This window comes from Vibrio sp. NH-UV-68 (assembly GCF_042940635.1).
In the GTDB taxonomy this organism is placed as follows: domain Bacteria; phylum Pseudomonadota; class Gammaproteobacteria; order Enterobacterales; family Vibrionaceae; genus Vibrio; species Vibrio pacinii.
Genome location: NZ_CP134975.1, coordinates 46,846 through 59,611 on the forward strand (window position 1 = coordinate 46,846; position 12,766 = coordinate 59,611).

The following is a 12,766-nucleotide window of genomic DNA, read 5'->3' on the forward strand; positions in this document are numbered from 1 at the left end:
GTTGTGATGTTTAATATTTGAGTCCGGCAAAATCGTGTCTGCACATGTATAAAAATGCAGACAACTTTGGTTGCTAACAAAGACCCTTTCGGGTTGTATGGTTAAGTGACTAAGCGTACACGGTGGATGCCTTGGCAGTCAGAGGCGATGAAAGACGTAGTAACTTGCGATAAGCCCAGATTAGGTAGTAACAACCTTTTGAGTCTGGGATTTCTGAATGGGGAAACCCACGTGCATAAGCACGTATCATTAACTGAATACATAGGTTAATGAGGCGAACCGGGGGAACTGAAACATCTAAGTACCCCGAGGAAAAGAAATCAACCGAGATTCCGAAAGTAGCGGCGAGCGAAATTGGACTAGCCCTTAAGCTTTTAATGATGCAGGTGAAGAGTCTGGAAAGTCTCGCGATACAGGGTGATAGCCCCGTAACCGACACATCATAATCAGTGAAATCGAGTAGGGCGGGACACGTGATATCCTGTCTGAATATGGGGGGACCATCCTCCAAGGCTAAATACTACTGACTGACCGATAGTGAACCAGTACCGTGAGGGAAAGGCGAAAAGAACCCCTGTGAGGGGAGTGAAATAGAACCTGAAACCGTGTACGTACAAGCAGTAGGAGCCCACTTTGTTGGGTGACTGCGTACCTTTTGTATAATGGGTCAGCGACTTATATTCAGTAGCAAGGTTAACCATCTAGGGGAGCCGTAGAGAAATCGAGTCTTAACTGGGCGTCGAGTTGCTGGATATAGACCCGAAACCAGGTGATCTAGCCATGGGCAGGTTGAAGGTTGAGTAACATCAACTGGAGGACCGAACCGACTAATGTTGAAAAATTAGCGGATGACTTGTGGCTAGGGGTGAAAGGCCAATCAAACCTGGAGATAGCTGGTTCTCCCCGAAATCTATTTAGGTAGAGCCTCGGACGAATACTACTGGGGGTAGAGCACTGTTAAGGCTAGGGGGTCATCCCGACTTACCAACCCTTTGCAAACTCCGAATACCAGTAAGTACTATCCGGGAGACACACGGCGGGTGCTAACGTCCGTCGTGGAGAGGGAAACAACCCAGACCGCCAGCTAAGGTCCCAAAGTATAGCTAAGTGGGAAACGATGTGGGAAGGCTTAGACAGCTAGGATGTTGGCTTAGAAGCAGCCATCATTTAAAGAAAGCGTAATAGCTCACTAGTCGAGTCGGCCTGCGCGGAAGATGTAACGGGGCTAAGCTATACACCGAAGCTGCGGCAATACAGTTTACTGTATTGGGTAGGGGAGCGTTCTGTAAGCCGTTGAAGGTGAATCGTAAGGTTTGCTGGAGGTATCAGAAGTGCGAATGCTGACATGAGTAACGATAATGGGGGTGAAAAACCTCCACGCCGGAAGACCAAGGGTTCCTGTCCAACGTTAATCGGGGCAGGGTAAGTCGACTCCTAAGGCGAGGCCGAAAGGCGTAGTCGATGGGAAACGGGTTAATATTCCCGTACTTCTTACAATTGCGATGGGGGGACGGAGAAGGCTAGGTGGGCCTGGCGACGGTTGTCCAGGTTCAAGTGCGTAGGCGGAAGGTTTAGGTAAATCCGGACTTTCATAACGCTGAGACACGATGTCGAGCATCTACGGATGTGAAGTCATTGATGCCATGCTTCCAGGAAAAGCCTCTAAGCTTCAGATTGTAAGGAATCGTACCCCAAACCGACACAGGTGGTCGGGTAGAGAATACCAAGGCGCTTGAGAGAACTCGGGTGAAGGAACTAGGCAAAATGGTACCGTAACTTCGGGAGAAGGTACGCTCTTGACGGTGAAGTCCCTTGCGGATGGAGCTATTGAGAGTCGCAGATACCAGGTGGCTGCAACTGTTTATTAAAAACACAGCACTGTGCAAAATCGTAAGATGACGTATACGGTGTGACGCCTGCCCGGTGCCGGAAGGTTAATTGATGGGGTTAGACTTCGGTCGAAGCTCTTGATCGAAGCCCCGGTAAACGGCGGCCGTAACTATAACGGTCCTAAGGTAGCGAAATTCCTTGTCGGGTAAGTTCCGACCTGCACGAATGGCGTAATGATGGCCACGCTGTCTCCACCCGAGACTCAGTGAAATTGAAATCGCTGTGAAGATGCAGTGTACCCGCGGCTAGACGGAAAGACCCCGTGAACCTTTACTACAGCTTGGCACTGAACATTGACCCTACATGTGTAGGATAGGTGGGAGACTTTGAAACCGGTACGCCAGTATCGGTGGAGTCAACCTTGAAATACCACCCTTGTAGTGTTGATGTTCTAACTTAGCCCCATTATCTGGGGTGAGGACAGTGCCTGGTGGGTAGTTTGACTGGGGCGGTCTCCTCCCAAAGAGTAACGGAGGAGCACGAAGGTGGGCTAAACACGGTTGGACATCGTGTGGTTAGTGCAATGGCATAAGCCCGCTTGACTGCGAGAATGACAATTCGAGCAGGTGCGAAAGCAGGTCATAGTGATCCGGTGGTTCTGAATGGAAGGGCCATCGCTCAACGGATAAAAGGTACTCCGGGGATAACAGGCTGATACCGCCCAAGAGTTCATATCGACGGCGGTGTTTGGCACCTCGATGTCGGCTCATCACATCCTGGGGCTGAAGTCGGTCCCAAGGGTATGGCTGTTCGCCATTTAAAGTGGTACGCGAGCTGGGTTTAGAACGTCGTGAGACAGTTCGGTCCCTATCTGCCGTGGGCGTTGGAAGATTGAAGGGGGCTGCTCCTAGTACGAGAGGACCGGAGTGGACGAACCTCTGGTGTTCGGGTTGTCACGCCAGTGGCATTGCCCGGTAGCTAAGTTCGGAATCGATAAGCGCTGAAAGCATCTAAGCGCGAAGCGAGCCCTGAGATGAGTCTTCCCTGGCACTTTAAGTGTCCTAAAGGGTTGTTCAAGACTAGAACGTTGATAGGCAGGGTGTGTAAGTGCTGCGAGGCATTGAGCTAACCTGTACTAATTGCCCGTGAGGCTTAACCATACAACACCCAAAGGGTTTTGATGGACTCAAAGCAAGAATATTGAATGTGTGACGAACTTTTATAGCTTTCCGAATTTTAAGAATTTGCTTGGCGACCATAGCGATTTGGACCCACCTGATTTCCATGCCGAACTCAGAAGTGAAACGAATTAGCGCCGATGGTAGTGTGGGGTCTCCCCATGTGAGAGTAGGACATCGCCAGGCTTTAAATATCGTTACTCGTATATACGCGTAACCACATCATCAGTGTACTAATCTGTTGATGACAATTTGTGGAGAGATGGCTGAGTGGTTGAAAGCACCGGTCTTGAAAACCGGCGTACGTTAATAGCGTACCTAGGGTTCAAATCCCTATCTCTCCGCCACATTAAAAAACCCACTGCTTGCAGTGGGTTTTTTTGTATTTGTATTGATTAGAATTTACTGCCAATCAAAGCATACGATTTAAGTCAGTGAACCTGCTAGGTAAACTACCGCAATATAACGTACGCATTTTCCGAGCCCAACTAACAACAAGAATGGTGCCAGCCGTACTTTTAAAATCCCTGCAATTAGAGTTAATGCATCGCCGCCGATTGGTAGCCATGCCAGCAGAAGGCTCCATACTCCATAACGTTGAAACCAACGCTGCGCTTTATCAATTTGATCTTGGCTAAAATAGAACCATTTCCTATTTTTAAAATGCAGCAAGTAGCGTCCCAATACCCAGTTGACCACTGAGCCTAAAGTATTACCTAAGGTAGCAACCCCGATCAATACCAGTGGATCGGCTCCTTGTTGTAGTAACAGGAATAACAGTACTTCAGAATAAAAAGGCAATATGGTCGCGGCTAAGAAAGCGGAGCCAAACAGCAGTAGATAACTGGTAATCACTCGCCAGCCTGCCTAAGCCAACGAAAGAGAGCGAATTGTGCTGGTAGATAGAACAAATATTCAGGGTGCCATTGAACACCAATAATCAGTTCTCCCTCTGAGCTCTCAATGGCTTGAGTTAAATTATCCAAGTCATGCCCCACCGACTTTAGCCCAATACCAAGACGCTTAACCGCCTGATGGTGGAGGCTGTTAACACGGAGATGATTTTTTCGACATAAGGTCGCGAGATGAGAAGTGTTTTTCAGGCGCACCTGTTTGGTTGGCAATAACCCGGGTCGATTGTAGGTTAACTTGCGTAGGTGACGAATATCGGAGTAAAGCGTGCCTCCTTTTACGACATTGATGAGTTGAGCTCCTCGGCAAATACCAAGCAATGGGACGTGATGTTCTAAGGCCCACTCTATCCAATGTATTTCTAATTTGTCGCGTTCAGGATCGAGGCGCACTTTTTGATTGAGATCACCGCCGTAATGTTCAGGGCTAATGTCATCCCCGCCACTAATAATTAGCGCATGTAAGGGGACGCCTGACCACGGATGTCGGACACTGATTCGTACCGGTTCTGCCCCTGCTAACCGCAGAGCTATTTTGGTGCACCACCATGACGGTGACCACCTTCTACCATTTCCTGTTACACCCACTCGTGGTCGACGAGCCATTGTGATACCTCCTTAAGCCAAGCTTCGCGACTCACCCCGATTACAGGGCGTGTCATCTCGATAAATTTTTGTGATAGCGCTTCAATAGCCTGTGGATCGGCCGCTAAACGCTCGATTACACACCATAGGTTCCAACTATTGGCTAAGCTCCAGTCTTTGTCTTCTATTTGGCAATCTGGTAAACGGTAATGGAACGTCGGTCGAGAGTTGATGAGTTGGTCATTGACCACATCGAGCACACGGTCTTGGTTGATTTCAGTTAGCAATGGCAACAGATCGAGGGCGCGATTACGTGTCGGATTGTGCTTAAGGTAATGATCAGTCAGAGCGTTGATATTTGGGTATGACTGACTGAGTAGTTCATAAATATAGGTTTCTGGGTAGAGGTTAACATAGGGGCTTAGCTTTCGGGTTGGATCCACTTGATGCGCTTCGACTAACCACCACTGCAATAAAGAAAATGCTTTAACAAAGCGTTCAATTGTTGCGACATCAAGTTGTGGTAGCTCAGGGTTGATGTGAACACCATAAGCCGCAAGCAGTGAGCTGTCAGTGCCTTTTGCGCCAGCTTGTCGCAAGTTCGGTATTAACTCATTGAGGTGAGAAAGCTGCTTCATCGAGACCGGAGGACAGATGATTTCCAAAGGGACGATGGCTTGAGCGCCTTGCTGTAAAAAGTCGACCCATTCATGGCCGTCATCTTGTTGCTGCGCCTCGCTTGCTTTGCGTTTCAAGTAGTCCCAATCTAATTCAATTGTGAAGGTACCAAGCTGGTCGCTATGGAGTAAATATTCAACCGCTGAGCTCTGTTCGAGCTGCCCGCCAAACGTGGCTTGTACTTGTTTGGCTGCTTCTTCAAGAGTCAGTCCAGTAAATTCTAGTTCGAAGCCAACTCGTCTGGTTGCGTCATCTTGGGTTGTGAGGTGTGCTGGGAGAGTAAATTTCATTGATGGACACCGAGTTAGAGAATCAACTTATCAGTGTAGCAGACTGAGACAACGAGCTAAAACTGCTCACAATAACCAATGATGATGGGCCTAAAACTAATGATGCTCTAACTTACAGCGATTGATACTGGGTTGGAGCGCGATAAAAAAGAAAAAACCTCTTTGCCCGATTCTCGTGGGAGAGGCAAAGAGGTTGCTGTGGTTGATGCTACTTTGACTGGGGCACTCTATAAGGAGCGCTCCGCTCAGCGTGTGCGCGGTTAACGTTGGCTTGCTTTGTCTTTAAGAGTTTGCTTTTCTTGTTCGGAAAGGAAAGCGAGCTCAAGGCCATTGATCTGCGCCTGACGGATTTGCTCTTGAGATAAGCCTGCTTGCGGCGCTGCGACTTCATATTCATACGGTAGCTCGATACCTTCCACCGCAGGGTCGTCAGTATTTAAACAAGCGAGAACACCGTGCTCAAGGAATTGCTTAAGAGGGTGGCTCGTCAGTGACGCTACTGTGCTGGTTTGGAAGTTTGAGGTTAAGCATGACTCGATACCGATGCGGTGCTCTGCAAGGTAATCCATCAGTTTCGGATCATGAACCGCTTTGACGCCATGACCGATACGTGTCGCTCCAAGCTCTTGGATCGCTTGCCACATGCTCTGTGCACCAGCGGCCTCACCTGCGTGAACCGTGACCTTAAGACCTGCATCTTGCACTTGTTTGAAGTGCTTAACGAAGCGTTCACCGGGTTGACCGAGTTCATCGCCAGCTAAATCTACGGCCACGATTTTATCTTTCTGAGTGAGGATCGCATCCAACTCTTGTTGGCAAGCGTCAGTGCCAAACGTGCGGCTCATAATACCAATTAGGTTTGCCTTGATACCGAAATCACGTACACCCGCTTGCACTCCATCGACAACAGCTTCAACCACGCCAGCAACAGGTAGCTTGTGCTTCATCGCCATGTAATAAGGTGAGAAGCGCAGCTCTGCGTAATCGATTTGTGCATTGAGTGCATCTTCGACGTTCTCGTAAGCGACCCGACGACAGGACTCAAGATCACCAAGAACCGCGACTCCCCAATCAAGCTTAGAAAGAAATGCAACCAACGACGGTTCAGCTTCGACGATTTGAACGTGTGGGGTTAGGGATTCAACGTCATAAGCTGGTAACGCAACACCAAATTTCTGGCCTAACTCTAAGATGGTCTGGGTACGGATGTTACCATCAAGATGGCGGTGTAAGTCTGTCAGTGGAAGGTTCTTGGTTATCATTATCGTCATTCCAGTTAAATCGATTTTGCTAAGTATAAGAATCAATAAGACCAGTGTCAGTAGAATAAGCGCAGAAAGCCATCCATAAGCGTTGGTTTTTATTTCATGTTAACCAAATTTGTTGGCCATTCATCATAAGGCACAGGACGGCTATATAAGAAGCCTTGCCCTAATGGGCAGTTAAGATGAGCTAACATTTTTGCTTGTTCTTCGGTTTCAATGCCTTCCGCGACAATATTGACCTTCATACTGCGGGTCATATTAATGATCGCTGCGATGATAGAAGTGTCTAAATTATCAGCAGAGAGCTTATTGACGAAGGTTCGATCAATCTTTAAGCAGTTAAAAGGCAGCTTATGTAGATAAGCCAGAGAGCTGTAACCGGTGCCAAAATCATCTATCGCTATATGCACACCAAGATCATAAATAGCTTGCATATTTTCGAGAGTGATTGGGTCGTTATCGACAATGCGTGACTCTGTGATCTCTAAAGTCAGGTTGCTAGGTTGAAGTTGTGAGTCATCAAGTACCTTCACCAGAGTGTTGATAAAATCGGGCTGCGAGAGCTGATTTACCGACAGATTGACATGGATGTGAAAGTCTTTTGTCCACTTGCCTTCTTTAATGCCCCGCACCGTGTCTGTACAGGCTTGACGTAAGATCTGTTCACCAATGGCGCCAATGAGTCCACTCTCTTCGGCAATGCCAATGAACTCGATAGGTGGGGTCAATCCCGAGGATGGGGACAACCATCGAGCCAGTGCTTCGGCGCCGATGATCTCACCTGTTTTTAAATCAACCAGTGGCTGATAAAAGGGAATAAACTCATTGTGTTCAATCGCATCTTTGATCTTTGACTGCATTAAAGTACGTTTGCGCGAGACGTCAGCCATCTCTGGGCGGTAATAGCTAATGCCGGTAATCTCTTGCTTAGCATTACTCAAAGCGATACTGCCGTTGCGTAACCAATGCGTCATATTTGAGTCTGGGCCTTGTTCGACAATGCCAATGCAAACGCTAACCACTACACTCTCTTTTTCCATCAGAAACGGCGCTGCAAACATCTGCAAAATTCGATTCGCGGTCAGAATAGACTCCTGGTGGTCTTGCGTGTGTGGTAAATAGATCGCAAATTCATCCCCGCCAATACGTGCTAGGTGAACGTCCTCTGAAAATAATGACTGTAATCGCTGAGAAATAATCGTTAGCAGTTGGTCGCCTTTATAGTGACCTAGGCTATCGTTAATATCCCTAAATTTGTTGATACCAATAATCAGCAGTGTGCCGTCAATGTGTGCGAGCTTATCACAAGTATCAATCAACCCTTCTCGGCTATAAAGCTTGGTCAGTGAGTCATAGAGCAGTTGTGAACGCAGTGCGCGAAAAGAGGCTTTGAGGTTGTTGGCCATTTCATTAAACGCATAAACCAATAGACTGGTTTCGTAAATATTACCTGGTTTAGGCATGTGACTTTCCCAGTCGCCTTTGGCCAGTCTTTTCGCTGCCGCCGCGGTTGTGGTTATCGGGGTCACAATGCGGTTAAAAGCCAGTAGCCCGAGTACGATGCCGATACCACTAGCGACAATACCAATAATCCAACTGTTGCGCTGAGACTTAGGAAGTTGACCAAGTAGATTGGATTCAGAAATCGCGACGCCGATAAACCATTTTAAGCCATGAGTATCAATATATGGTGTGAAGTGATTGAAATAACGTTCATTGTTGATATTGAGCGAGAAGCGTTGGGTTTGGTTTTCGGCAAAGAAATTATTTTGGACACCGTATTGAGCATTCGCTTCAATGATGGGATTGTCACTTTCAATCGCCAGTAGTCGATCGCCTTTTTTGCTCAGTGGCGTCCCCCAAGATACCACGCTACCACCAGTTGAGTGGGCGATTAAACGCTGTTGGTCATCGACGATATAAATGGTTGCATTGGTTTTGTTCTGTTGAGTGCGCAAGAAAGTATTAAACGTATCAATCTTTATATCCGTGACTACCACCCCCTGAAATGCTTGCTCGTAAAATACAGGTGTTAGTGCGGATAAGGTGATTTCTTGTCTTTCGTCTGCGTTGGCGTAAATCGAAGACCACATGGGTTCAAGGCTTTGTGCCACGGGGGCATACCAAGGACGAATTCGCGGATCGTAGTTGTCGAACACTGAACGAACATCATCACTGACTACTTGGCCTTTATAGATCACTAAGCGATTGTCGGTGCGCTCATCTTGAATCATTAACGTGTAATCGTTATTGGGTTCTTTACGAAAGCCAACATATTCAGCGGACTCGCCACCAAAACCAATCACATCAAGTTGCTGGATTGAGTTGTATAAGCCGCTAAATGAGGTAAGAAAAAAACGCTCAATGGCGCTGGTATCTCCAGGATGATAAAGACGATTGAAGCCGATCGAGTGGCTGAGGGCGAGGCTGGCTTGAAAAGGCTCTTCGAGAAAGCGATGAAGCTCAAGATCGACATTGTCGGTGAGTGCTGATAAGTGTTTGTCACTAATATCGGCAACCATCTCTTCGTAGTTGCTTTTTTGTACCGCAATGATAATGCCGATTGTAAAGATAAATATCAGTACAAAGGGTAGCACTACTGCTGTTCTCAGTGTTATTTGCGTCTTCGCTGGCATCTTTTCTTCAATTACGACAAGAGAGTGTATTTGTATATTCTAATAAAAGTCAGCGACTTTGCTGAGATATTTTCTGATTAACACTTCATTTTTAAATAATTTTTCTTTGTTCGTTTAACTAAAACAGGCTCTATCTTGAGCCTGTAATCAGTGGCTAGTAGAGCTCTTTGAGCTTACGAGTGAGCGTATTGCGCCCCCATCCGAGCACTTTGGCAGCGTCTTGTTTGTGACCATTGGTATGTTCTAAAGCTGCTTCGAGCAGAATGCGTTCAAATTCAGGCAATGCATAAGCCAGTAATTCAGTGTCGCCTTGTGACAGAGCGGCTCTTGCCCAGCCTGAGAGTTGTTGTTGCCACGAACCGCCAACGGACGCGTCATTGTGTTTTTTCTCTTCGAGTAACTCGGTCGGTAAATCACTTGGCAGAACTTCGGTTCCGCTTGCCATGACCGTTAACCAACGACAAATATTTTCGAGCTGACGAACGTTCCCTGGCCAGTTGAGTCGGTTTAGTGTCTCGATCGTGCTTGGATGCAGTGTCTTCACGTCAACACTAAGCTCTTCAGCAGCGAGTGCTAAGAAGTGCAAGGTTAACTTTTTAATGTCTTGTTTACGTTCGCGCAGGGCTGGTATTTGAATGCGTATGACATTCAGGCGGTGGAACAAATCTTCACGAAATTTGCTTTTATGAACCAATGTTTCAAGGTTTTGGTGCGTGGCAGCCACGATACGGACGTCAACTTTAATCGGAGAATGTCCACCAACGCGATAAAACTGACCATCGGCGAGAACCCGCAGTAAGCGCGTTTGGATATCAAGGGGCATGTCGCCGATTTCATCGAGGAACAGCGTTCCGCCATTTGCTTGCTCAAAGCGCCCTTGGCGCACGCTGTTGGCTCCGGTAAACGCGCCTTTTTCATGACCGAACAGTTCTGATTCGATCAAATCTTTTGGAATCGCTGCCATATTGAGAGCGATAAAAGGGTTACTCGCGCGCGGGCTGTGACGATGCAGTGCGTGTGCGACTAGCTCCTTACCTGTCCCTGATTCACCATTGATCAGTACCGAAATAGATGAGCGAGATAAACGCCCTATGGCGCGAAACACCTCTTGCATCGCGGGTGCTTCGCCAATGATTTCTGGTGGGGTGTAATTATCATCGACAAGGGATGCTTGCTCTTGTTTTTGCTCATGACGATGGGTGATGGCTCGCTCTACTAGGGTTAAGGTTTCATCAACATCGAAAGGTTTGGGTAAATACTCAAAGGCCCCTTTTTGATAAGCATTAACCGCGGCATCAAGATCGGAGTGAGCGGTCATAATGATCACTGGTAAATCTGGAGAACGCTGGTGAACCTGCTTGAGCAGTTCGATACCATCAATGCCCGGCATGCGAATATCAGAGACCAGTACATCAGGCGTTTCTCGTTCTAGCGCCATTAAGACACTCTCCGCATCGGCGAAGGTTTCACATTTTATGTTGGCCGATGACAAGGTTTTTTCCATAACCCAACGGATGGAGCTGTCGTCATCGACGACCCAAACGTATCCTTTACTCATAGTCTGCTTTCCTTACAGCAATGCCACTAACTTTGAATCGGCAAATAAATAGTAAATGTTGTTCGACCAGGCCAGCTTTCTACGTCTATTTTGCCTTGGTGTTGGTCGATAAGGTTTTGCGCAATTGATAGTCCTAGTCCGGTTCCGCCCTCTCGGCCACTGACCATAGGGTAGAACAGGGTGTCTTGTAGGTCGGTGGGAATGCCCGGGCCGTTATCGATAATCTCAATGCGCGCTGCGAGTTTGCAGCGTTGGCCATGAATATTGGCCTGGTGCACCGTTCTGGTGCGAATTGTAATTTGGCTGTCGTCTTGGTTTTTGAGTATTTGCCCTGCGTTGCTGACAATGTTGAGCAGTGCTTGCTCTATTTGATCGGCGTCCATCACAATGTCTGGTAAGCTCGGATCGTAGTCTCGCTCGATCTGCACGCTTTGGTTGGCTTCGAGATCTACCAGTTGGCGTATTTTTTCTAAGATGAGGTGTAAGTTGGCTGGCTTTTTTTTGCCCGGTTTTTGTGGGCCAAGTAAGCGGTCAACCAAGGCGCGTAGGCGATCAGCTTGTTCAATAATGATTTGAGTGTACTCGGCTAAGCTGGCGTCAGGTAAGGCTCTTTCGAGCAGTTGCGCAGCGCCCCGCAGTCCGCCTAGCGGGTTCTTGATTTCATGAGCCAAGCCTCGCACTAGCAGTTTCGCCGCTTGCTGCTGAGCATATTGGTTGAGTTCTTGCGACAGCCGACGCTGTTGGCCTATCTTGCGCATTTCGATCAGTAGCATTAGCTCTTTATTCCAAGAGATAGGGCTGACTGTCACTTCAAGCATTAAAGGTTTGCCATCGACCACAAACGTCACATCACTATCTGTAATGCTTTGACCACTCTGAAGCGGCTGAGACAAAAGCGCTAAATCCATCGAAGCATGCTGAATAAGGTGAGAGAGTGGGTGGTCAATGATGCGCTTGGCACTTTGCGAGAACAATTGCTCGGCAGAGGGATTAGCATAACGAACTTGCAGCGCTTCGTTCATGATTAAAATCGCGGTGACTTGGTGATTTAAAATAATGTCGTTGAGTTCGCTATCCACTGCTTTACCCTTTCCTTGAACCTGAATTGTGCAACGCACCAAAATGGTGCGTGAAAAAACTCAAGTATGGCGCATTGAATCAGATAACTGAAGTGAAATAGTCGCAGAGCGTAGTCTGAGCTGTTTATTTCACCGTACTGGCAGTTACTCGCAATAAATGCACCGTAATAGGTTGTGATAATGCAATAAGCTTGCCGTGTTGAAACGCTTGTATCTCTAATTTATGGGTTCCACGAGAAACATTGTTCAAGTGCCAGTGGGAAGCGGTTTGAGGTTGATTAATTGGTTGATTATTCATCATAAGTTGCAGCTTTTCATCAAGTTTAAGGGCTCGGTTTAACGCAACCATTATACTAAGTTGACCAGAGTTGCTGCGGATAGCTTGTTCTTGAGTCGGCGCCTTAATCGTGATGGTTAATTTGCTAGATTCGTGTTGTGATGCGATAGGTGAAGGGCGCAGTGGATTGGGTAAAGCTTGCGTCGACACCTGTGGGGGATCAGGAAGATGGATGCTACGTTGGCTGCGTGGTGTCGGCTGGTCGCTAAAATGTTCGACCCCTTGTTCATCGGTCCAATGGTAGATTGTCTTAGCTAAAATCTGAGCGGGAAAGAGGCTAAGGCAGAGTAGTAAAATAAACAGATTGCGCATTGGTTATCTCCAATCTTCGCCTTTAAGCTCCTATATTAACGCCAGTTCTATGTACTCTAAAATACAAAAGGCTCGCCTGAGAGGCGAGCCTTAAATTTATGCAACAC

8 protein-coding genes, 1 tRNA gene and 2 rRNA genes are annotated in these 12,766 nt (G+C 47.4%); 3 read left to right on the forward strand and 8 right to left on the reverse strand.

All coding sequences use genetic code 11. The features are described 5' to 3' along the window. Window positions 1-99 precede the first annotated feature (99 nt). From ViNHUV68_RS00240 to ViNHUV68_RS00250, 3 genes are all read left to right on the forward strand, one after another. Window positions 100-2,990: ribosomal RNA gene (locus ViNHUV68_RS00240) — 23S ribosomal RNA — on the forward strand. Window positions 2,991-3,077: 87 nt separating this feature from the next. Continuing rightward, a 5S ribosomal RNA gene (gene rrf, locus ViNHUV68_RS00245) occupies window positions 3,078-3,194 on the forward strand. Window positions 3,195-3,264: 70 nt separating this feature from the next. After that, window positions 3,265-3,355 (forward strand) — tRNA-Ser (locus ViNHUV68_RS00250). 79 nt (window positions 3,356-3,434) lie between these two features. Here the strand turns inward: ViNHUV68_RS00250 and ViNHUV68_RS00255 are convergent. The 8 genes from ViNHUV68_RS00255 to ViNHUV68_RS00290 all read right to left on the reverse strand — a co-directional run bounded on the left by ViNHUV68_RS00255 (window position 3,435) and on the right by ViNHUV68_RS00290 (window position 12,659). Further along, window positions 3,435-3,863, reverse strand: coding sequence for a YqaA family protein (locus ViNHUV68_RS00255; protein ID WP_245609278.1), 429 nt, complete (start codon window positions 3,861-3,863; stop codon window positions 3,435-3,437). Next, window positions 3,860-4,525, reverse strand: coding sequence for a gamma-glutamyl-gamma-aminobutyrate hydrolase family protein (locus ViNHUV68_RS00260; RefSeq protein WP_391088763.1), 666 nt, complete (start codon window positions 4,523-4,525; stop codon window positions 3,860-3,862). Before ViNHUV68_RS00260 ends, ViNHUV68_RS00255 begins: the two co-directional genes overlap by 4 nt. Continuing rightward, window positions 4,498-5,472 (reverse strand): amidoligase family protein, encoded by a 975-nt coding sequence (locus ViNHUV68_RS00265; RefSeq protein WP_038175461.1) that lies wholly within the window; start codon window positions 5,470-5,472, stop codon window positions 4,498-4,500. Before ViNHUV68_RS00265 ends, ViNHUV68_RS00260 begins: the two co-directional genes overlap by 28 nt. A 260-nt stretch (window positions 5,473-5,732) precedes the next feature. Beyond that, window positions 5,733-6,734, reverse strand: a complete 1,002-nt coding sequence (add, locus tag ViNHUV68_RS00270; RefSeq protein ID WP_038175460.1) for an adenosine deaminase — start codon at window positions 6,732-6,734, stop codon at window positions 5,733-5,735. Window positions 6,735-6,832: 98 nt separating this feature from the next. Next, on the reverse strand, window positions 6,833-9,373 hold the full coding sequence (locus tag ViNHUV68_RS00275) for an EAL domain-containing protein (RefSeq protein WP_391088765.1): 2,541 nt from the start codon (window positions 9,371-9,373) through the stop codon (window positions 6,833-6,835). A 154-nt stretch (window positions 9,374-9,527) separates the two neighbouring features. Beyond that, on the reverse strand, window positions 9,528-10,931 hold the full coding sequence (gene glnG, locus ViNHUV68_RS00280; protein WP_038175458.1) for a nitrogen regulation protein NR(I): 1,404 nt from the start codon (window positions 10,929-10,931) through the stop codon (window positions 9,528-9,530). Between the two features lie 26 nt (window positions 10,932-10,957). Next, a complete protein-coding gene (glnL, locus tag ViNHUV68_RS00285; RefSeq protein ID WP_391090219.1) occupies window positions 10,958-11,953 on the reverse strand; it encodes a nitrogen regulation protein NR(II) in 996 nt (331 codons plus the stop codon). Window positions 11,954-12,134: 181 nt separating this feature from the next. After that, window positions 12,135-12,659 carry a DUF4124 domain-containing protein gene (locus tag ViNHUV68_RS00290; RefSeq protein ID WP_391088767.1) on the reverse strand — a complete coding sequence of 175 codons (525 nt, stop codon included), beginning with the start codon at window positions 12,657-12,659 and terminating at the stop codon, window positions 12,135-12,137. Window positions 12,660-12,766: the final 107 nt, after the last annotated feature.